23 protein-coding genes and 1 other annotated feature are annotated in these 20,404 nt (G+C 40.1%); of the genes, 4 read left to right on the top strand and 19 right to left on the bottom strand.

Features of this window, described 5'->3' with window-relative positions; genetic code table 11:
- The first annotated feature begins 267 nt into the window (after nucleotides 1-267).
- From AB986_RS01375 to AB986_RS01365, 3 genes are all read left to right on the top strand, one after another.
- Nucleotides 268-1,917 carry a M4 family metallopeptidase gene (locus tag AB986_RS01375; RefSeq protein ID WP_048309092.1) on the top strand — a complete coding sequence of 550 codons (1,650 nt, stop codon included), beginning with the start codon at nucleotides 268-270 and terminating at the stop codon, nucleotides 1,915-1,917.
- Nucleotides 1,918-2,024: 107 nt separating this feature from the next.
- Nucleotides 2,025-2,831, top strand: coding sequence for an SDR family NAD(P)-dependent oxidoreductase (locus AB986_RS01370; RefSeq protein WP_321212228.1), 807 nt, complete (start codon nucleotides 2,025-2,027; stop codon nucleotides 2,829-2,831).
- 348 nt (nucleotides 2,832-3,179) lie between these two features.
- Entirely contained in the window at nucleotides 3,180-4,022 is an 843-nt protein-coding gene (locus AB986_RS01365; protein ID WP_048309090.1) for an STAS domain-containing protein, read from the top strand.
- 22 nt (nucleotides 4,023-4,044) lie between these two features.
- Here the strand turns inward: AB986_RS01365 and AB986_RS01360 are convergent, their stop codons facing one another.
- From AB986_RS01360 to AB986_RS01325, 8 genes are all read right to left on the bottom strand, one after another.
- Nucleotides 4,045-4,587 (bottom strand): GNAT family N-acetyltransferase, encoded by a 543-nt coding sequence (locus AB986_RS01360; protein ID WP_407921918.1) that lies wholly within the window; start codon nucleotides 4,585-4,587, stop codon nucleotides 4,045-4,047.
- A gap of 73 nt (nucleotides 4,588-4,660) precedes the next feature.
- Nucleotides 4,661-4,889: a binding site (T-box leader), on the bottom strand.
- A gap of 89 nt (nucleotides 4,890-4,978) precedes the next feature.
- Nucleotides 4,979-7,516 (bottom strand): heavy metal translocating P-type ATPase, encoded by a 2,538-nt coding sequence (locus tag AB986_RS01355; protein ID WP_048309088.1) that lies wholly within the window; start codon nucleotides 7,514-7,516, stop codon nucleotides 4,979-4,981.
- 30 nt (nucleotides 7,517-7,546) lie between these two features.
- Nucleotides 7,547-7,912: an ArsR/SmtB family transcription factor gene (locus AB986_RS01350; protein ID WP_048309087.1), complete on the bottom strand. Its 366-nt coding sequence runs from the start codon at nucleotides 7,910-7,912 to the stop codon at nucleotides 7,547-7,549.
- Nucleotides 7,913-8,177: 265 nt separating this feature from the next.
- Entirely contained in the window at nucleotides 8,178-9,011 is an 834-nt protein-coding gene (locus tag AB986_RS01345) for a GNAT family N-acetyltransferase (protein WP_048309086.1), read from the bottom strand.
- Nucleotides 9,012-9,092: 81 nt separating this feature from the next.
- The gene (locus AB986_RS01340; protein WP_053215997.1) at nucleotides 9,093-9,641 is read right to left on the bottom strand and encodes a DUF4871 domain-containing protein; all 549 of its coding nucleotides are present in this window, start codon (nucleotides 9,639-9,641) and stop codon (nucleotides 9,093-9,095) included.
- A gap of 72 nt (nucleotides 9,642-9,713) precedes the next feature.
- A complete protein-coding gene (locus AB986_RS01335; RefSeq protein WP_048309085.1) occupies nucleotides 9,714-10,211 on the bottom strand; it encodes a GNAT family N-acetyltransferase in 498 nt (165 codons plus the stop codon).
- Nucleotides 10,212-10,343: 132 nt separating this feature from the next.
- Nucleotides 10,344-11,243, bottom strand: a complete 900-nt coding sequence (locus AB986_RS01330; RefSeq protein ID WP_048309084.1) for an EamA family transporter — start codon at nucleotides 11,241-11,243, stop codon at nucleotides 10,344-10,346.
- Between the two features lie 105 nt (nucleotides 11,244-11,348).
- The gene (locus tag AB986_RS01325) at nucleotides 11,349-11,732 is read right to left on the bottom strand and encodes a hypothetical protein (RefSeq protein ID WP_048309083.1); all 384 of its coding nucleotides are present in this window, start codon (nucleotides 11,730-11,732) and stop codon (nucleotides 11,349-11,351) included.
- A gap of 169 nt (nucleotides 11,733-11,901) precedes the next feature.
- Here AB986_RS01325 and AB986_RS22955 point away from each other — a divergent pair, with 169 nt between their 5' ends.
- Complete coding sequence (locus AB986_RS22955) at nucleotides 11,902-12,249, top strand: TIGR04104 family putative zinc finger protein (protein ID WP_084006361.1); 348 nt, start codon at nucleotides 11,902-11,904, stop codon at nucleotides 12,247-12,249.
- A gap of 138 nt (nucleotides 12,250-12,387) precedes the next feature.
- Here the strand turns inward: AB986_RS22955 and AB986_RS01320 are convergent, their stop codons facing one another.
- From AB986_RS01320 to nfsB, 11 genes are all read right to left on the bottom strand, one after another.
- On the bottom strand, nucleotides 12,388-12,657 hold the full coding sequence (locus tag AB986_RS01320; RefSeq protein ID WP_048309082.1) for an adhesin: 270 nt from the start codon (nucleotides 12,655-12,657) through the stop codon (nucleotides 12,388-12,390).
- A 77-nt stretch (nucleotides 12,658-12,734) separates the two neighbouring features.
- Nucleotides 12,735-14,513, bottom strand: coding sequence for an arsenical pump-driving ATPase (arsA, locus tag AB986_RS01315; RefSeq protein WP_048309081.1), 1,779 nt, complete (start codon nucleotides 14,511-14,513; stop codon nucleotides 12,735-12,737).
- A gap of 13 nt (nucleotides 14,514-14,526) precedes the next feature.
- Nucleotides 14,527-14,895 carry an arsenite efflux transporter metallochaperone ArsD gene (gene arsD / locus AB986_RS01310; RefSeq protein WP_048309080.1) on the bottom strand — a complete coding sequence of 123 codons (369 nt, stop codon included), beginning with the start codon at nucleotides 14,893-14,895 and terminating at the stop codon, nucleotides 14,527-14,529.
- 83 nt (nucleotides 14,896-14,978) lie between these two features.
- Nucleotides 14,979-15,401: an arsenate reductase (thioredoxin) gene (gene arsC / locus AB986_RS01305; RefSeq protein WP_048309079.1), complete on the bottom strand. Its 423-nt coding sequence runs from the start codon at nucleotides 15,399-15,401 to the stop codon at nucleotides 14,979-14,981.
- A 74-nt stretch (nucleotides 15,402-15,475) separates the two neighbouring features.
- The gene (locus AB986_RS01300; protein ID WP_048309078.1) at nucleotides 15,476-15,820 is read right to left on the bottom strand and encodes an ArsR/SmtB family transcription factor; all 345 of its coding nucleotides are present in this window, start codon (nucleotides 15,818-15,820) and stop codon (nucleotides 15,476-15,478) included.
- Between the two features lie 252 nt (nucleotides 15,821-16,072).
- Nucleotides 16,073-16,267 (bottom strand): helix-turn-helix transcriptional regulator, encoded by a 195-nt coding sequence (locus tag AB986_RS01295; RefSeq protein WP_048309077.1) that lies wholly within the window; start codon nucleotides 16,265-16,267, stop codon nucleotides 16,073-16,075.
- A 6-nt stretch (nucleotides 16,268-16,273) separates the two neighbouring features.
- A complete protein-coding gene (locus tag AB986_RS01290; protein ID WP_048309076.1) occupies nucleotides 16,274-16,810 on the bottom strand; it encodes a DUF6773 family protein in 537 nt (178 codons plus the stop codon).
- 14 nt (nucleotides 16,811-16,824) lie between these two features.
- Nucleotides 16,825-17,544, bottom strand: a complete 720-nt coding sequence (locus AB986_RS01285; protein WP_048309075.1) for an ABC transporter permease — start codon at nucleotides 17,542-17,544, stop codon at nucleotides 16,825-16,827.
- The gene (locus AB986_RS01280; protein WP_053215996.1) at nucleotides 17,541-18,404 is read right to left on the bottom strand and encodes an ABC transporter ATP-binding protein; all 864 of its coding nucleotides are present in this window, start codon (nucleotides 18,402-18,404) and stop codon (nucleotides 17,541-17,543) included. Before AB986_RS01280 ends, AB986_RS01285 begins: the two co-directional genes overlap by 4 nt.
- A gap of 193 nt (nucleotides 18,405-18,597) precedes the next feature.
- A complete protein-coding gene (locus tag AB986_RS01275) occupies nucleotides 18,598-19,371 on the bottom strand; it encodes an SDR family NAD(P)-dependent oxidoreductase (RefSeq protein WP_084006359.1) in 774 nt (257 codons plus the stop codon).
- A gap of 150 nt (nucleotides 19,372-19,521) precedes the next feature.
- Entirely contained in the window at nucleotides 19,522-20,175 is a 654-nt protein-coding gene (gene nfsB / locus AB986_RS01270; protein ID WP_048309074.1) for an oxygen-insensitive NAD(P)H nitroreductase, read from the bottom strand.
- Between the last annotated feature and the right edge of the window lie 229 nt (nucleotides 20,176-20,404).

The following is a 20,404-nucleotide window of genomic DNA, read 5'->3' as shown; positions in this document are numbered from 1 at the left end:
ATACCCGTATTTTACCCGAATATACGTTCTCTTATCAATAAGTACTTTCTTCCAGCAGGAAAACAGCTTGACTTAGTTGTGCACGATCTCGTTTATGAATACATCATCAACTGAGTCTATTGACTCGGTTGGCTTTTAATTCATAGGTGAAATGGACTAGTTATATATACAGTTGTATAGGCCTGATTTATCAAAACTGTTAAAATAGTTTGAATAGTTAAAACATTATGCTACATTTATCTCATCTTAATATAAAGGGGATATGATATGAAAAAGAAGAATTTGTTATCAATTGGTTTATCGGTCGGGTTGGTAAGCAGCATACTAGCGCCTACCTCCTCGTTTGCAGCAAATGACACGAACATGAATAAAGCAACTAACACACCTTCTTTTGTTTCAGGAACACTCACGAAAGCCTCTTCCAAAACACCAACAGAAATCCTATTTGATTACCTTAATGAGCAAAAGAGCTTATATAAATTCAGTTCATCAGCACAGGATTCTTTCAAAATTGTTTCGACTGAGAAAGATGAACTTGGATTTACTGTGTTTCGTTTACAGCAATTATACGAAGGCACACCAGTGTATGGATCCACTCAAACGGTCCACGTTGACCAAGATGGTGTCTTAACAGCACTATCAGGTACAGTTATTCCAAATCTCGAATCAAAGAAAGAACTTAAGAAAGCAACAAAGTTTAAAAAACAAGACGCTATTCAAAAAGCAGAAGCAGATCTTGGCTTCTCACCAAACTATGAGCAAAAACCGGAATCCAACCTTGTCGTCTATAATGAAGGAGATTCTGCAACTTACGCATACCATGTGACTCTTAACTTCCTTTCACCTGAACCAGGAAACTGGCAATACATAATTGATGCGAAGAGTGGTGACGTCCTTACAAGTTTTAACGCGCTCCATGAAGCGAAAAAAGAAGGTGTAGGTAAGCCTGGCGGTGGCGATAATATAACTGGAACAACTACAACCGGAACTGGAACTGGCGTCCTTGGTGACCAGAAAACGTTTAATACCCTTCTCTCATCCTCTACTTATTACTTAAAAGACACTACGAGAGGCGGCGGCGTTTTTACTTATGATGCAGCTAATCGGACAAAACTTCCAGGATCACTATGGGCAGATGCAGACAACAAATTTAACGCAAGCTACGATGCAGCAGCAGTTGATGCTCACTATTACGCAAGTGCTACGTACGACTATTACAAAGATGTTTTTAATCGCAACAGCTATGATGGTAACGGCGCTCCATTAAAATCAACAGTTCATTACGGACGTAACTACAACAACGCGTTCTGGAACGGTAGTCAGATGGTTTATGGAGACGGCGATGGCTCAACATTCGTCTCTTTATCTGGCGGGGAAGATGTAGTAGCACATGAGTTAACACATGCTGTAACAGATACAACTGCAGATCTTATTTATCAAAATGAGTCAGGCGCATTAAATGAATCCATGTCAGATGTGTTCGGTACGTTAGTTGAGTTTCATGACAACAACAACCCTGACTGGTTAATTGGAGAAGACATTTATACACCAGGAACATCTGGGGATGCACTCCGTTCCATGTCTGATCCGACTCAGTTCGGTGACCCAGCTCACTATTCTGAGCGCTATACTGGTACACAGGACAATGGCGGCGTTCATATCAACAGCGGAATCATGAACAAAGCAGCTTATCTTCTAAGTGAAGGTGGCACGTTCTATGGCGTTACCGTTTCGGGTATTGGAAAAGACAAGCTTGGTGCAATTTACTACCGAACTCTTACTCAATACTTGACAGCATCTTCGAACTTCAGTCAAATGCGATCCGCCGCAGTTCAGGCCGCTACTGACTTATACGGCGCAAGTAGCTCTGAAGTACAATCGGTTAACAAAGCATTTGATGCAGTTGGCGTTCAATAATAGTGAAAAGCCAAGCAGTCGCTGACTGCTTGGCTTTTATACGCTACAACAGGTTTGATCCAACACCAATCGGGAAAGAAAATGCTAGATGATTAAAAGGAGGAGATATGATGGGTATTTTTAAAGAAGACGCACTTAAACACGATCATATCCTGATTACAGGCGCAACGGGTGGTATTGGTTACGAGACCGCAAAAGCAGCCGTGCAAGCAGGAGCTGCTATTACAATAACAGGAAGAAATGAAGAGAAACTTCAGAAACTTAAAGAAGCGTGCGAGCAGCTTTCGTCAGATGCGAAGGTTGCAAGCATTCCAGCTGATCTAACAAGTGACCAAGACCGATTAACTCTTGTAGAAAATGCTATTAAACAAAATGGAAGCATCACTGGATTAGTAAACTCAGCAGGAATCGGTGGTGGCGACACGCTCGATAAACTGACAGAAGAAGATATTCGTAAGGTGATGGACCTTAACTACACGTCTACCGTTCTTCTCACTCAACTCGTTTATCAACGCATGCGTGACGAGCATCAAAAAGGAGCGATCGTTAACCTTTCCTCACTCTCAGGTCTTAGAGGAACTTTCGGAAATACAGCATATAGTGCATCGAAATTTGCGATAACAGGATTTACACAATCCTTTGCACATGAAGCAATTCAAGACGGCATTCGTGTTAACGCTGTTTGTCCTGGATTTGTTGACACGGAGATGGGAAGAAACAGTATTGAATCAAAAGGAAAGAGAGAAAACAAAAGCTTTCAAGAAGAGTTAAAGGCCGTTGAAGAAGCGATGCCGTCAGGGCGAATTACACAGCCAGAAGAAGTGGCTAACAGCATCATTTATCTACTTTCTAATGCTTCAGAAAACATCGTTGGAGAATCATTGAAAATTTCAGGCGGAAGTGTCATGCGATAAGGAAAAGGTGGAGATCCCACCTTTTCTTTTTTTTTGAAGACTCTTTTCTAAAAGATTGTTGCTTTTGCATTAATTATTGAATAAAAACCACACTTCGCAAATTGTAGCGAAAGGAGGCTCACCGCCCGCCCCGCGGAAAGCGAGCATCCTGGAGCGGTAATTCGCCACTCATATAGCAAGAATGTTAACAAAAAGAACCTTTTGGAAAAAAGAGGATTAAGAAGAAAGGTGAAGCAAATTAGAGGAGACCATCACTTTTAGTCGAATAAATAAAGACGAAACATTTGTACATAAGCAGCGGCTACCACGTCTCCAGCATCATTTTAAAAGAGAAAGGTGGATGACTGGATGGAAGATATCCTTTTTGAAATAGGAAATAAAATTGTTACTGACCGATATCAGTTAGCGAAATCGATCTTTACACTTCAGGATGAAAGCTATGGTAAAAAGTTAAAGCTTTCAAGAGTGAAGGAAGATCAAATCCTTGATTGGCGAGCAGAACTTATTGAATACATCGGGAAAGCCCTCTATATAAGCGATGCAGATATAACGCACGATATTAGAACCTGGGCAAAGGCAACCGGCCACCTTGCTATTTCAAACGGAATCCCTCTTGAAGAATCCTTTCGAGTGCTTACACTTTTTCGTCGCGTAAGTTTCGAAGCAGCAATGAGAGAAATTCAAATGAAATCTCTCACCGCCTGTCCTTTGGATGTTAGTAAAAGGATTGATGCCATCATCGAAGAAGTGACGTTTACGTATAACGGCATTTGTATAGGATACCACAGCCAACATCAAGTAAAGGACTTACTAACTGATGATCAACTTCACATCACCATTATCCCAATCACCGATACCCTTGCTCTCCTGCCAATGACAGGCTCCATTCACCCAAAACATACGGACTTGATTATGAAAGAAACCTTAAATCAATGCTATGACAAACAGCTAAGTGATATTTTATTTGATCTATCAGGTGTATCGAACTTAGATCTTCCAACAGTAAACAGTCTAACTCGGATGAAAAAAGCCCTTACGTATAGCGGTATCAGCATGTGTATTTGTGGTATACAACCATCAACCGCTCTTTCAATGGTTGCACAAGGCTGCAATCTAAACGGATTAACAATATTCAGTACGTTAAGGCAGGCCCTCCTTAAGAGAGGGATTCGTCAAACGGCAGCAAAATAACGCTAAGAATCAGCTACAAGATTTAGACTTTCGCATACACACATGTATCCGTTATTTTCGAGCCATCAATTGATAAATCCTCGTTCTTCAAAATCCCTTCTAATGAAAAACCTAGTCTTTCCGGAACAGCACGACTTCTATCGTTTTCGCGATCACATCTGATCTCGATTCTTCTGCACCGTAACTGATCTAATGCGAAATCTGTTAGTTTACCGACGGCTTCTGTCATATATCCATTTCCACTATATGACGTATCGATCCAGTAACCAATCTCGAGCTTTGGAATGCTCCAATGAATATTGTGAAACCCTGTAGAACCAACAAATTCGTTCGTTTCTTTCAAAAAAATGAGGTACCGTAAACTCTCCCGCTTTAGAAATTTAATATGTGCTTCTCTCGTATTGAGTTCGGTTTCTTCGACGGTTGGAAGTTCCTGTACAAACCCTAGCCATGGCTTCAATTCAGCAACAGAAGATTTAATTGCTTTATTTACTACCGTACCATCTCCGGGCCTCGGCATTCTAAGTAGTAACCGTTCGGTTTCTAATTGTGTATCAATTTCCATTAATAGTGGATCCAATTGAATTCCCTCCTTCTAAAATAAACAACAAAAAACTTTCGCCCTCAAGAAATGTCCTCTCGAGGGCGAAAGTTAGTCGCGGTACCATCTCAGTTTATCGATACGTCACCATATCAATCTCAATAGGTACACATAGGTATACCTTACCTCTATAACGGGAGAACCCGTCGCTATTTTCCATAACGAAGCTCCAAGTCTTTCTTCGATAGGCACGTCATCTCCTTCTCAGCTACCGGAGATCTCTGTTTTGAACAATGCCTATCTACTCTTCTTTTCACAGCTTGTTTTTATAAAATTAAGATAATTTAATCATTTTATCCAAATTTAGTCAAGTACATGATTGAAGTTATGTAAAAAGAGAGGACCGAACCTCTCTTTACTTTTGCCTTAACAATCTCATACTGTTTAGAATGACCAAAAGAGCTGCACCGGTATCACTTAACACAGCCATCCATAAGGTTAAAAACCCAGGGAAGATTAAAGCTAAAGCTGCCACTTTCGTAATCAAAGAAAACCAGACATTCTGCTTAATGATGTTCATGGCTCTTCGACTTAAGCGGATTGTATGGGGAAGTTTCTCTAAATTATCCGCCATTAGTACAATGTCGGCAGTCTCCATAGCCGTGTCCGTTCCGGCACCACCCATGGCAATTCCAAGATCAGCTGTCGCAAGGGCCGGAGCATCATTAATTCCATCCCCTACCATAGCAACACTTTTTCCTTCATCCTGTAATTTCTTCACCGCGATCACTTTGTCTTCAGGTAACAGCTCAGCAAAATAGCGATCGATACCTGTCTCAGCTACGATTTTCTTCGCCGTTCCATCATTATCACCTGTTAACATTACCATTTCTCCCATTCCTACTTGTTTAAGCTTTTGAATGGATTGAACAGTAATGTCACGAATGGAATCTGCAACAGCTATGAGACCTAGAACCTCCGTACGAGTCCCTACGACTATCAGCGTGTTTCCGTCTCTTTGCAATGATTCCATACGTTCTTCTATTTCTTTAAGAGGAACTTCCATATCCTTAAACAGTTTAGGTTTACCAGCAAAGTATTCTATACCATTAATTGTAGCCTGAGCTCCTTTACCCGCAATGGCTTTAAAGTCTTCCCCTTTCTTAGCAGAAATTTTTCGTTCTTCTGCATAAATCGTGATTGCTTTAGCGATCGGATGAGTGGAATGTTCTTCAATGGTTCTGGTAATGCCGATTAGCTCTTCTCTATTGTTATAAAGTGAAATCACCTCGGCAACGTTAGGTTTTCCTTCTGTAAGCGTTCCTGTCTTATCAAAAGCAATCGCTTGAATGGCCCCAGCCTTTTCTAAGAAGGTGCCCCCTTTAATGAGAACTCCATTTTTAGCTGCATTCCCAATCGCAGATACAATGGCCACTGGAGTAGATATAACCAATGCACAAGGACAAGCCACCACTAATAATGCAAGACCTTTATAGACCCACTCTCCCCACGATCCGAATCCAAATAACGGCGGTACCACCATGACAAGAAGAGCAAGGCTAAAAACAATAGGAGTGTAGACATTTGCAAAACGATCTACAAAAGCTTGGGTTGGAGCTTTTTTCTCCTGAGCTTCTTCCACAAGATGAATAATTTTTGCAATTGTTGTATCTTCCACCAACTTTGTTACCTTGACTTCTAAAGAGCCACTTTCATTAACTGTACCTGCATAAACTGTATCTCCCCGCTGTTTATCTACAGGCAAAGATTCTCCGGTGATGGGAGCTTGATTAATACTGGATGTACCTGACAAGATCTCTCCATCCAGAGGTATTTTCTCGCCGGGTTTGATGACGATTATGGCATTGACTTCCACTTCTTCTACTGGTTTTCGAATAAGTTGATCACCGGATTTAATGGTTGCTTCAGACGGGGTAAGGTTAATGAGACTACGAATCGATTCTCTTGTACGCTCAATCGATCTGTTTTGTAAAGTGTTCCCTAAGGCGAAAAGCCATACGACCGTCGCCCCTTCAAACCATTCTCCAATGAGGGCTGCTCCAATGGCTGCTGAGGACATAAGAACATTCATATCTAAGGAACCACTTTTAATGGCATAAAAGGCACTTTTTGCTGGCTTAAATCCACCGATAAGGATAGCTACAGCATATAAAGCCGTAATGAACCCAGGGGTTACGCTAGTAAACGAGCCAATAAAACCAAGGGCAAGGAATATCCCTGATATGGTGGTCGTCGAAATCCATTTTTTCTTTTGATTAGCGGTTCCTTGCCTTTGAGAATCTAAGGAAGCATCAAACCCGGCTCTTTGTACCTCTTTGATAATTTCATTTTGATTCGTACTATGATCAATCTGCATTTTTCCTGTAGAAAAATTAACATGAACCTCTTGAATAGTTGGATTTTTGCTTAAATGCTTTTCAATTGTCATCGCACAAGAGCCACAATCCATACCTTCAATTTTATACGTTTGCATATTGGTGTTTTTGACCAAAGGCTCTGCTTTAAAGCCCAGCTTATGCACTTGATCAGGAACTAGATCGTACACTGAACGATCATTCGCACTCACTGCCATCTTCCCGGTCCCATAATTAACTCGAACCGATTGAATTCCTTCAGTCTTTAGTAGCGCTTTTTCAATGGTGGCCGCACAAGAAGGACAATCCATTCCATGAATTTTGAATTCCAAAGTCTTTGTCTCTTTTGACTCCCTATCCACTGGTTCCACTTGCTTGTCTTTACTTTCTCCCGTACTACAGCTAGAAGAAGTGGTTGCTGTTTGATCTTCTTTCGTGTTTGTATCACTTCCATAACACGTAGAAGTAGTAGAAGCATCTTCCTCGGAACAGCAGGAGCTTGTGCTTTTTACATTGAATTCAGGCTCCGCATGACTAGAGCAACAACTTGCTTGTGGCTCTTTTTCTGTACGACTCATTGATGTACCCCCTATCTATTCCATTCAGACTTATTTTGAATGTAGTAAAGCAATTGAAACTAACTGATGAACATGTTCGTCAGCCAATGAATAAAAAACAAGTTTTCCTTCTTTACGATATTTGGCTAACTTCATGTTTCGCAATAACCTTAAGTGATGAGAAGCGGTGGCAGTCGTTGAACCAATAATATTTGCCACATCGCAAACACAAAGTTCCTTCTCTAGCGTTAAGGCATACGCAATTTTCATACGTGTCGCATCCGATAAAGCTTTAAAAATCAACTCTACACCTTCCACTTTTTCCATTTCAGGCTGCACTCGTTGAACAAGTGCTTCATCGTAACAAAACGTATCACATGTATCTTTAGATGCTTTTTTAATTACCTTTTCACTCATTTTTCCACCTTCATTCTAACGATTGTTTGAATATCTAATTATAGTGTATGCTCCTTGCAATTCCTCGTCAACAAAAGGATTAAGCTGGGCCTAAGAAATCTAGAGAAGATGAATGTTGACTTGGGCAGGACAAACACCTTCTTTGAAAAAAAAACGGAACTTCTTTAACACGAAGTTCCTAATTGTATTCATTAGTAAGATAAGCATTTTCGTAACTCAAACACTCAGATATTCATTAGAAGCGCAACGTAAATATCACAACACATCAATCTTCATCCATCGGAAAAATGTATACTAAATAATGTGAATAATTTTCTAATCCAATATTCTTTGCGATTTGATTAGAAGGCTTATTTGCCTCCTCACAATCCCAGTATGGTATCATACCATTACTCACACATTCTTTGACAACATAGTGGGCTGCATGCTGACCTAATTTATTTCCCTGATGTTCCTCTATTGTTTCTATATCTATACCGTGAACATTCTCAGCTACAAATCCTGAAAAACATAAACTCACAATCTTATTTTGGTAGACAATACAGTACCCAATCCCTGTTCGAAAAAACCGTTCAGAAGAAGACCAAAATCCCAAGATTTTGGAGTGTAAAAATTCTATGTTATGAAGATAATTTTTCTCATTCTCATATAAACATTCATCGACTTTTAATGCTTCATAACCATTTTTAACTGAAGGTTCATTATCAACTTTATAGTGACTTCTCAACTTATAAACATTTTGATGAGATACTTGTATATGACGATGACTAAATATCCTCTCTATTGTTTTCTCCCATCTTGCATGGTTACCGATTGCTATAAAACTCTTTAACCCAAGCTTCTTTGCTTCAGGATAGACTACCTTATCGATAAATTCATTTATATCGTTATTAAAACACTCATTTTTCTCATCCCCAATAAAGAAGAAACCATCATTATTACCCAACCAGATAAGTCCTGTTTTAGGAAAATCGATATGATCTACAAAAATCCGACCAGGGTTATTTCCTTCGATTACAGCTTTAACTTCCAAGTGTCCAACATCATTTATTAACGGTTCGCATTTATAGAATTCAGTTTCATCAAGTTCACGAATCATTTTTAACCCTCCTACCGGAATAACACGATCGCTTAAACTGATTGCTCCCTATTAAACAGCTAAAATTGTAAGTATAACAATTTAGTTAACCTCAACTACTATATTGTCAACGTGGTTCTCTCCAAGATAAACCAGCAGTGCCCATTTCCCTTTCTCATTTAACTTCATATTAGAAGGCAAATGAGCATCGGCGCCATTGTTTGGTCCAGCAGGAGAATCAGAGGTCCAAACATGTCGTTCATCTTCAAAAGAAGATACTATTAGTGCAGGAACAATTTCATTACTCCCTTCTTTAATAGCTAATACCGTTAACTTTCCATCAGGTATGTCACCCCAAAAATGCCACATATATTTATTTCCAATATTCTCTTTAAATGGTTCATCAATAAACGCGACTTTTTCAGGAAGCCCTCTCATTACAAAACTGCCAGAATTGAATGTTTCTGATACTTCCCAATCAATGTTTTGAATCACCTTACGATCAACATCAACAGGCGTCCCTTTCTCATCAGCCATAGAAGAATCTACGGGTAGACTATTATTATTAGATTCTTCCGCTTCATTTGAATCGTTACATCCAAATAGCATACTCAACATCAATGACAAAATAATATACTTTGCGAATTTCACATAATCCTCCTTTAAACACTACTCCATCCACCAGGTACTGCATTTTAGTGTTATCTGTTCTCCTATTTACGCTTAAACTCCCACTCTTCCACTTCTTCTTTCAAAAAGAATCACATCTCTCCATTGGCCATTTTGCATTTGACCTACCCTTTTCCGTACTCCGACTTCTTCAAATCCATGTTTGCTATGTAACTTGATACTTGCGACATTTTCAGGAAAGATCCCAGCACTGAGTGTCCAAAAGCCATTTTCTTCAGATGTCTGAGTCAGGGTATGTACTAACAAATCTCCCAGTCCCTTCCCTTTTTCACGAGGGTGAACATAGGTACTTACTTCACCAAGGCCTCGATACACATATCGATTCGACGATTTGTTTAACTTGCACCACCCTTGTATACCAGCTTCGTCCGTCGCGACTAGTGTACATTCTAAAACTGCATTAGAGACGAAACTCTCATATGAAGGCACTTCTTTTTCAAACGTGGCGTTGCCTGTCTCAATACCTAATCGATAGATTTCTTTCACTTCGTTCCAATCTGATCTAATCATTTGTCTTATGTTATACATCATCGTACTTTCGCTACTCTCCTTTTTAAATCACTTTCATATTGATGTGTATTGTTTATCTTGGTTATAGAAAAACAGGATCGGTCGAACCACGAAGCATTTCCTGAAGAAGGTCATCCATGTTCCATCACATTCTCATCCTTGATCGCTAACTGCTTTCCCTTTCATCATACACCCGAGTTCATTAATGATAATCGCTACAACGATTAACAGCACTCCTACCCATTGTAAGAACGAAACGGATTCCGATAACACAATCATTGCTGAAATGATGGCGACTGGTAGCTCGATTGAACTCAACACATTCGCGAGTCTTCCTGTAATGAGCGGCGCACCTTTTGCAAAGAACAACGTTGGGATGACGCCACCGACAAGCGCAAGACCTGTTCCTAATATCCACATCCGACCATCCGTGATGGGTATTGTGGGAATATCTCGCACGAAGACGACCAACACAAGAACCATAGATCCGGCCACCATTAATACACTCCGAACAATAGGATGCGAGCGCGTCGCAACTTGACCGCTGAAGAAAATAAACCCTGCATAAGAAGCGCCTGCTAAAAATCCGAGAAGTAAACCGATTGGATGAAAGGCAGACGCATCCCCAGCGATGAGGTTCGAGGCGAATACAACGCCCGTTAACGTCACGAGTAAGGAGAGGACATTCACTCTCGTTGGTTTAACTTTGCTGAAGACCCACTCATAGATCATGCCGATCCATACAAATTGAAAGAGCAGGATAATCGCTAATGAAGCGCTTAAATATAACATCGCGCCGTAATAGAAAACACTTGTTAGCCCCATGGCAGTACCAGTAATCATAATTTTAATGTAATCACTTTTTGATAAGTTTTTTACTTTCAATCCAAGTATCAAGCTAAGACTCGACAACAGAATGAAGGCAAGAACCATCTGAGCAATGTTAATTTGTCCTAAAGAATACCCATACCCAAAGCCCGTCTTTACAAAAACTGGCGTGAATCCGAAGCTGCCAGCCCCTAGCAAGACGAATATAATTCCTTTTATTTTCATACACGAACTCCTTTTACTAGTTCTCCATTGCACGGAAACACTCAATTAATAAAAAGACGCACTCCAGATTTAGAAGTTACGTCTTGATACATTTCTTTTGTCGCGTCACGAATACCTTCTCTTTTTGAAAAACATAACATCGAAGAAAGCAATGCCGATCGCCATTCCAAATGGTACGAAGAAATCTTCCGAACGGATCTCTGATGAAGTAACAAATGACGTAGCGATATCCACTACGCTCAAGACCAAAAACCATGCAAGAAATTTAAGTATTCTCGCCTTCTTCTCGTCTCTGTTCATTCGAATCGTCTTCAATAGAGCAATAATAGTAACATAACCAACATAAAGAAAAAAGTATACTAAACAACTGATGACAATAACCATGTCGTATTTACTGTCGGTGTCATTGTAAACGATCAGCATCATTACCGCTAAACTGATCAAAAAAACACCAAATAAAGTCAAGTTAACAGGATGCAATGTTCTCAAAGGTCCGTACTCCTTTTACGTTAAGTCTATTATGTATCCATATCTATGCCTACAAACGCTCTCCTTCCATAGCTTAACAGACTGAATAATTAGACACGATATGAATGTAATGTGAACCCAAACAAAATTTGTTAAAATGGAAAAATACTACTAAAAGTAAAAGGAGTGAATCACGATTCCAATATGCGACGTTTGTAACAACAAATTCTCATGGAAAACCGTTCAACGCGCTATGTTTTTTGCATATCGACCGATTACATGTGAAGAGTGTGGGACAGTTAATCAAGTGACGTTCGGTTCTAGAATTCTAGTAGCTATACTGAGTGTCGTTCCGATCGGTTTATTAGGCATGTTTGTTAATGCTACCTCTATATTTTCTTTTTCGACTACGACAGTAGTTGCGATAGTTTATACAGTAGGAATCCTCCTTTGCCTGCCGTTTATTGTAAAATATCGCTCTACCGATGCTACTACTATATGCAAAGAAAAGGATAACGTAAGAAATGCCTCTTACTAAGTTTTCTAATGTCTAAAGTTGTAAAAGCATTTCTGTGATAAGAGATATTGACAATGCATGAGAAAGAGCCATCTCCTAGTGATCTACGGAGGTGGCTTAACGTGATCTATAAATAGAAAAAACCTCCAAAGGAGGTCTTTAACAACAGCTATCTAATCCTACTAATACAAATTGATCATCTTGTTTGTCTAAGGTAATTTCTTCCACTAAGTCTTTAACTTCAGGGTCAATAGCAACTCGGATATCATTGATCGTTTGGATAGAATCAGATTCTTTAGCTGCATCAAGAGAAAGACTAATTTGAGGGCCGCAACAGCCTCCACTTACGGATTGAACACGAATTCCTTCAACACCATTTTCATCTATTACCTTTTCTAATGTTAGTTTAGCTTCTTCTGTGATTTTCATCTAAATTCTCCTCTCATGATTGGTTTAACACCTTACAAACTTTGACTCCAGTCTAACACCTAGTACATACCCTGCAGTTAATGTTCCATCATGTATTCTCTGACTTCTTCATAACCAATTTTTTCTTCGCTGATCCATGGGATGATGACTGTGTTTTGAGCAAACTCATCCTTAACCTTCTCGATCCACTTTCTCTCCGTTTGAGCTCTACCCGAAAGCACAGGATCTTGAGTGACGGTCGCATGTAAGCTTTGGTTAATGACCCACCATGCAGGCTGAATATGCGCTCGAGTAAGATCTCTCTGCAATCGTTCAGCTTCAAGTACTGGTGTTGTTTCAGCCAACGTTACGATGACGACACTGGTTTCTTCTGCGTTACGCAGACGAGGGAGTAGTCGTTTGACGCTTTGTGGCACATCTCCAGTCGATTTAGAAATTTCTTTATGATATTCTTCTGCAGAATCAAGAAGTAAGAGGGTATGCCCTGTCGGTGCTGTATCGATGACTACTATTTCATCCTCACATTTATCTACTTGTTCAGCAAACGCACGAAAGACAGCAATTTCTTCTGTACATGGGGAATCAAGGTCTTCTTTGAGATAAGCGATTCCTGCTTCATTTAGCTCACCGCTTGCCTGTGCTAACACTCTCTTTTTATAGGCTTCTACTTCACTTTTAGGATCAATAGAGCTAATTGAAAGGTTCTCATGAGCTGCAGTATTACCAAATGTGTACTCCAAATGCGCAGCAGGATCTGTTGTCGTCAAATGTACTTTGTGTCCTTTTTCAACTAATCCCACGGCAATAGAAGCAGCTACCGTCGTTTTTCCAACGCCACCTTTACCCATCGTCAGGATCACTCGTTGATTGTGATCTGAAAAGTGGTTGACCATTTTATTTAAACCAGGGAGTTGCAAAGTGTCTTTTTGGATAAAGTGCTCATCTTTATTCGGTAGAGTGTAAGACTTAAAAAGGTGTCTCAGATTCTCAATCCCCGTGAGCGAATAGGAGACAAACGGTACCGAAAAGACGACAACTTGTTTAAGACCTTCCGGGAAACTTTCTAGTGCTTTTTGCTGTCGCATATGAAAAGCCGAAGAAACTTCATCATGGGAAAGATGATTCTTAAGTAGTCCATTCATAATGAGCAACTGATTCTTAATGCCGATTTCTTTTAGCTCCCTTGAAGAACGTTCAGCTTCGTAAAGAGAAGACGTTTCCGGTCTAGCAATTAAAATTAGCGCTGTTAGATTCTTATTAGAAAGCGTGTTAACCGTTTGTTCATACAGTTGCTTTTTTTCTTGCAATCCTGAAAGCGGGCCAAGACAAGATGCACCATGCGTGCTCTCATTCAGGAATTCGTTCCATGCTGTAGGAAGTTGTAGCAATCGTAGCGTATGACCAGTAGGAGCCGTGTCGAAAATGATATGGTCGTATTGATTCCGAATCGATGAATTCGCAATAATCGCTGAAAACTCATCAAATGCAGCCATTTCAACCGTACAAGCACCCGATAGTTGCTCTTCCATACTTTTAATCGCCGCTTGTGGTAATTGATCACGATAAGGTCCGACCACCTTCTCTCGGTAGTCTGCCGCAGCTTGTTCTGGATCAATATTAGACGCATGCAAATTCTCCATATTCGGTACAGGTTTTGGAGCATTCGTTAGTTCTACTTCTAACACATCTTGCAAATTTGATGCAGGATCGGTACTTACGAGCAGAACTTTCTTTCCAGTATCGGCTAAATAGATGGCCGTTGCACATGCAGTAGAGGTTTTCCCCACTCCACCCTTTCCTGTAAAGAACAAGAAAGGCGTTCCCTTTAGTTGGTTTGGGTTAAACGATTGGTACATCACTTTTCACCCCTTACTTTTTAAGATCGCTAATATTAATCGTTACACTGTTGCTTTTCGGCTGTTCTTTCAATTCGTCTTTGTCGATATCAAACCACTCTGAAAGTTGAGTATTACTCGGATAAGAGGAATTCATAACCACTTCCCCATCCATCAATACTATTGGTAAAGCATCCGGCCCTTTCTCATGAAGGAAATCTGACGCTTTCTTATTTTCTGTGAATTTCCCAGGATCATTGGCCAAGTTGTATCGTTCAATCTGAAAACCCTTTTTTTGAAGTGAAAACACTGCACTCGCAAAGCGAGTTAATTCTGGATCGACACTTGGACCACATACACCAGTAGAACAACACATTGCCGGATCAAAAATTTCGAGTTTCATCTAAACCCTCCATAATTAAATTAATATCAATTATATACTCGTGAAAAACAGCCAAAACAGTACTTAGTCTTGGCTGTTCCTTATTATTTTTTATCATCTGCAAATTGCTTGATACGATCAGCAATTTGGTCACGAACGCGCTGGAAAACAGCCCACTTTTCTTCATCTGTACCTTCTGCTTTAGCTGGATCATCGAATCCCCAGTGAAAACGCGTGACATGTGGAGGTGTCATCGGGCATTTATCATTCGCATCACCGCAAAGAGTTATCGCATATGCAGCATTATTTAACACATCTGAATCAATAATATCTGACGTTTGGTCACTAATATCGATTTCAACTTCGTTCATCGCTTTAACAGCATTAGGGTTTAGGCCATGCGCTTCAATCCCAGCAGAACGAACATCGAACTCGTCTCCAAGATATTTCTTCCCGAAGCCTTCAGCCATTTGACTGCGACATGAGTTACCTGTGCAAAGAAAGTAAAGTACGGGTTTAGTAGACATGAAACATTTCTCCTTTAATAAAAAAATATTGGTGGTACACTGGCTGCTACTGCCAAATTTATTGGAATTCCCTACTAGTTGCATTGGATGCGTAAACCAGCTTCCTCCAATGCTCGTAACTTCTCTTTTTGATCGGGGATTTGATCTAAAATTTGTTGGATGATTGGGTATGTTTCATGTTGAGCATTTAATGAATAGAAAATCCATTGCCCTCTCCTCTGTTCTCTCACTAATCCAGCATCTCGTAATTTCCTTAGGTGCTGGCTGACAGAAGGCTGGCTCATTTGTAATACTTCTACAAATTCACAAACACAGCACTCACTATCCTTTAAGAGCCCTATGATCGTTAATCGAGTTTTATCTCCTAAAAGTTTCAGAGTTTTGGCTGTATCTTCTAATTCAATAATGATTTTTTCCATAAAATCACCTCAGTCATTAGTATATAAGTATATGCTTATATTTACAACAAAAAATTTTCATATTTTTGTTGTATAGGGACACCACTTGATTATATAGAAATGTTACTCAATATTGAACTTAACAGAACTTTATTGCTAGGCTCTACGCCTAACGTTTAGAATTTCATAAAAAAACGAGTGTGTGATTGCTATGCAATCCACCACTCGTTTTTGTAAATAGTATCCGTTTAAAAACAACAATCTTAAGAGCTCCTACTCCTCCCAAAACAACTCATCGAGCGTCTTTCCAAGAGCCTTACAAATCGCTACACATAATTGAAGCGTAGGATTATATTTTCCGAGTTCAATCAAGCCAATCGTTTGCCTCGACACACCAACCTTTTTCGCAAGTTCCTGCTGCGAAAGGTCGTGCTCCACTCGCGCCATCTTTAGTTTTTTATTTTTCAACGTCGATCACCGCACATCCTGTTCGTCTTCATCGTCTATGTCCTCTAACTCTTGCTTGTTAACCTTATCGCTTCGGTACTTCGCAAACGCGTAAGGAAGAACAAGGATTGCAAATAAGAAAGGAATGTAAATCATAATGCATGTAAAAAAGATAGTGAAGAAGAACTCGATTGTTTCTCCTCTCGTTTCGCCGAATCGCTGCGAATTGATTGTCGCAAACGTTAATGAAATTCCTAGTCCTACGAGCACGCTGATCACAATATTCTTCGTACTCATCTTCCACTTACTCGAACGATCATGCATCTCGACTTCATCTGTGAAAATACCAAGCATTGAAGAGCGTATCATATAATAAGCCCCGCCCCCAATGATGATCACGAGTTCCAGCCAAATATTTGCTAAACCAACCTCTCCAAAGAACTGTTCATAAAAGATCGACAGTCCACAAAGCCCTACAACGATTGAATAAAGTTCTCGAAAAATCCCGTTTTGAAGCCCCGATAAGCGCTCATCCAACACTTTTCGTTTTGAAAATAGTTTCATTACTTCCCCTCCTGTTAGTAATCTGTTTTGGGTAACCGATAATACGCAAATGCGAACAAGCTGAGGCTGACGGTCGTTACGACAACCATGTCAAGACTCTCCAATTCAAGAAACGGAAGATCGTTCGGCAAGCTATATAACGGCAGATAGGTTACGAAGTCTTTTATAAATGCTGGCACAGCATCGACCTGCAATATGATGCCGAGGATGCTTGGTAGCACAAGAATCGTCACGATCGAAAGAACGAAAAGGTTCATCGTCTTCTGGTAGAACATCGAAATCACGAGAAAGAATAGTGTGAAGAACACCCCGAACAATACATAGTGGAAAACGGATGAGCCAACATCTCCCCATGAAAACGCCTGATCGTTAAGAAAATGATTTACATAGACAAGCGCACCGCAACCGATGCCAAACATTACTGACACGGCCATGATGACGATCACTCTTGATATAAGGAACTTTAGTCTGTCTCGTGCTGACGTGAACAGCAAGTAGATCGTTCCGTAATGAAGGTCTATGATGACGAGCTTTGCACAATACACCCCCAGTGCAACCGTCGCGATCATTGAGTACAACGCAGTTACATTTTCCGGACGAAAAGGTCCATCCATCTCATAAATCGAGTAGACGATGCCGCCACCTATCACAAGCGAAAGTCCGATCGCTAGAAATAGCGGTATACTGAGGACGTTTCGTCTAAGCTCAAGTGTGAGATATTTTCCAAAATTCATTTCGCTTCCCCTTTCATCTGTTCAAAGTAAAAGTCTTCTAACGTTGCACTCTTCGACTTCACGTCAGTCGGATAGATTTCTTGCTGACCTAAGTGCTGCAAGATCGGCTTCATGTCTCCATCGTAGATAAAGGAAATCAAATTCTGCTGTTTGTTGATGCCTTCTTCATTACCCAACATGCTGAACGCTTTATGAACCTCACCCTCTGAAAAAGCAAGGCTGATCACCTGCTCATGCTCACGGTCACAACTATACTGATTCACGAACGCCCCATCTTTGATCACATACACGCGGTCACTGATGTTCTCCACATCTTCTAAAATGTGACTGGAAATCAGCACGCCAATGTTTCGTTCCTTAACAAGCTCTCTTACATAACCAAGAATATTTCGTATCCCATCAGGGTCCATACCGTTCGTCGGTTCATCTAAAATAAGATAGTCAGGGTTCGAAATGAGTGCAAGCGCAATTCCAAGCCGCTGCTTCATACCAAGCGAATAATGCTTCACCTTCTTTTTCAAATAGGAAGCCATTTTAAGCGACTCAATGATGTCATCCATTTGCTTATTGCTCGCTCCATACAATGCACTAAAGTAGTTGATGTTGTACAACCCACTCCTATTCGGAAAGAACTTCGGTTTCTCTATTAAACTCCCTACCTTTGCTTGATCACCCATAATTAACTCACCGTCGTACTTCACAATGATCCCAGATAGTACTTTCATCAGCGTCGTCTTCCCCGCCCCGTTCGGACCAACCAACCCAACAACCTCGCCTCTTTGCATCGTAAAATCAACCTTTGATAATGCAAGTTCGCCTTTCTTGAACGATTTCGAAAGACGCTTCATTTCGATACTCATTTCCCCACCCCACAATTTGTAAAATAATAACCTTCTTTTTCCATTATATAATAAGAATGTCTTTTTGCAACATATATATGTCATTTAGATGATTATAGTACCTATAATTACAAATAAAACCATATAATGCTCCCAGAATTAAGGAACAAAAAAAGGTCAGACACTTGATTCATTTCACAAGCGTCTGACCTTTTTATTTTCCTATTATAGCATCCAATTGCTGTACGAGCGTTGAACGTTTTTCATCGTCACGTGCATCCGGATGTGGCTCAGTGAATTCTCCAATGTCATTATCAAAATACTTACCTGACGCATTCCTAAACGTATCAGCCAGGGCAGCACGACATAAGATTTCGGCTCCAAGGTTAATATCCTGTCCTTGCACTCCGAACGCGCTTTTCACCATTTTGCTCGCTAACAATGATTTAGGATTCACGGCAACCAATACAGGCGCTACATACTGAGCTAGTTCAAACGTCCACATCGTCAATGCAAGCTTACTCTGAGCATATGCCTCACCGTCACTAAGCCTTGCTAAACCAGAAAGCGCCTTAACATCAACAGGTGCTTGCGCTGCTGATGACAGATTAATAACACGACTCGATTCGTCCATTAATGGAAGTAGTGATTTCATCAGCAGGTATGGCGCAACCGTATTGACTGCAAACCGAATGTCTAAACCATCCCCAGTCACGACATTCGACGAATTATACACGCCCGCGTTATTTAAGAGAACATCTAACCGATCATGCTTCTCCGCTACCTCTTGTGCTAACTTTTCTACCTGAGCTAACTCTGATAAATCCGCCACATATTGCTCTGTATTCTCTTCCCCAAGTTCTTTTGCAACACTTGCTAATTTCTCATTATTACGGCCATGCAGTAATACCTTATGACCATCAGCAACTAACATCCTTGCAGTTGCTAGTCCAATACCATCTGTAGCACCAGTCAGTAAAATCTTCACATAAATCCCTCCATATAGGGGTAAGCCCCATTAAATGATTTTGTTTAAGAATTATACTTCCTCTCCATTACACAATAGAGGGTAATTACCTCAATAGATAATTACCCTAATGATTTACTACCAGCTAGCTCTTCAAGCCTAAGTTCCTTGCTACACTTCCTCAATGATTTCTGATTGATTAAGTCTTGATTTTGGTAACGTTGCATTAAAGTCTGTTGAAGAACGATAACCTAAAGCCACTACCACACATGATGTAAAGCCTTTTTCGCGAAGGTCGAACTCATTATCTAAAGCTTTCAAATCTAGTCCCTCCATAGGAACTGCGTCAATCCCCAGTTCTGCAACACCTAATAAGAAACTGCCAACATTTAAATATACTTGTTTTTCAGACCATTGCTGAAGGTCTTTTAAATCATATTTGTGCAGATCGACAAACATCTTTCTGACAGCATGTGTACCCTGTTTATGTTTCTCTTCGGCAAAGCGCCCATCCTGATCTTCCTTTTCAGTGACATGATGCAAATAATCCTCTGAGATCTCGCTCTTTGTTGAGAAAACCACAACCGCTGATGCATTTAAAAGTTTCGGTTCATTGAAACTAAAATCTCCTTGCGCAGCAGTTGCCACACGTTTTTTTCCTTCTTCGGTTGAAGCAACAATAAAATGCCATGGTTGAACGTTTGTTGATGAAGGAGCCAATTGCAACAGATTTTTAATCGTTTCTATATCTTCATCAGAAATTTTCTTTATTTGATCAAATTCCTTAGTTGAATATCTATTTGTTAATGCTTGCATAAGTTCCATGGGTTGTACTCTCCTTTTTTACAATAACAATTTGTTTGTATTTATAACAATTCCATTCCAAAAAGTAGTACCACCACAACCCTAAACATAACTCTATCTTTTAGGCTATAGGTCTTCACTTCTTCTTGGGGCTGGAATATCAATTACGTTGTCAGTATATAATCCCTTTAAATAGGTAACAAGTACTGACATTTTTAGCCGTACAGACATGTAAGTACAAAACTGCTTT

The sequence above is a fragment of the Guptibacillus hwajinpoensis genome, assembly GCF_001039475.1.
Taxonomy (GTDB): Bacteria; Bacillota; Bacilli; order Bacillales; family Guptibacillaceae; genus Guptibacillus; species Guptibacillus hwajinpoensis.
This window is presented reverse-complemented; position numbering and strand designations above follow the sequence as displayed.

Bases quoted from the DNA above. Each gene is read 5' to 3' on its own strand.
- AB986_RS01330 (WP_048309084.1), bottom strand. From the start codon at position 11,243: ATGAAAATAAAAGGAATTATATTCGTCTTGCTAGGGGCTGGCAGCTTC.
- AB986_RS01300 (WP_048309078.1), bottom strand. From the start codon at position 15,820: ATGGAAAAAATCATTATTGAATTAGAAGATACAGCCAAAACTCTGAAA.
- AB986_RS01285 (WP_048309075.1), bottom strand. From the start codon at position 17,544: ATGAATTTTGGAAAATATCTCACACTTGAGCTTAGACGAAACGTCCTC.
- arsD (WP_048309080.1), bottom strand. From the start codon at position 14,895: ATGAAACTCGAAATTTTTGATCCGGCAATGTGTTGTTCTACTGGTGTA.
- AB986_RS01280 (WP_053215996.1), bottom strand. From the start codon at position 18,404: ATGAGTATCGAAATGAAGCGTCTTTCGAAATCGTTCAAGAAAGGCGAA.
- AB986_RS01370 (WP_321212228.1), top strand. From the start codon at position 2,025: ATGATGGGTATTTTTAAAGAAGACGCACTTAAACACGATCATATCCTG.
- AB986_RS01375 (WP_048309092.1), top strand. From the start codon at position 268: ATGAAAAAGAAGAATTTGTTATCAATTGGTTTATCGGTCGGGTTGGTA.
- AB986_RS01320 (WP_048309082.1), bottom strand. From the start codon at position 12,657: ATGAAAATCACAGAAGAAGCTAAACTAACATTAGAAAAGGTAATAGAT.
- arsA (WP_048309081.1), bottom strand. From the start codon at position 14,513: ATGTACCAATCGTTTAACCCAAACCAACTAAAGGGAACGCCTTTCTTG.
- nfsB (WP_048309074.1), bottom strand. From the start codon at position 20,175: ATGGAACTTATGCAAGCATTAACAAATAGATATTCAACTAAGGAATTT.
- arsC (WP_048309079.1), bottom strand. From the start codon at position 15,401: ATGTCTACTAAACCCGTACTTTACTTTCTTTGCACAGGTAACTCATGT.
- AB986_RS01365 (WP_048309090.1), top strand. From the start codon at position 3,180: ATGGAAGATATCCTTTTTGAAATAGGAAATAAAATTGTTACTGACCGA.
- AB986_RS01360 (WP_407921918.1), bottom strand. From the start codon at position 4,587: ATGGAAATTGATACACAATTAGAAACCGAACGGTTACTACTTAGAATG.
- AB986_RS01350 (WP_048309087.1), bottom strand. From the start codon at position 7,912: ATGAGTGAAAAGGTAATTAAAAAAGCATCTAAAGATACATGTGATACG.
- AB986_RS01335 (WP_048309085.1), bottom strand. From the start codon at position 10,211: ATGATGTATAACATAAGACAAATGATTAGATCAGATTGGAACGAAGTG.
- AB986_RS01345 (WP_048309086.1), bottom strand. From the start codon at position 9,011: ATGATTCGTGAACTTGATGAAACTGAATTCTATAAATGCGAACCGTTA.
- AB986_RS01355 (WP_048309088.1), bottom strand. From the start codon at position 7,516: ATGAGTCGTACAGAAAAAGAGCCACAAGCAAGTTGTTGCTCTAGTCAT.
- AB986_RS01290 (WP_048309076.1), bottom strand. From the start codon at position 16,810: ATGAAACTATTTTCAAAACGAAAAGTGTTGGATGAGCGCTTATCGGGG.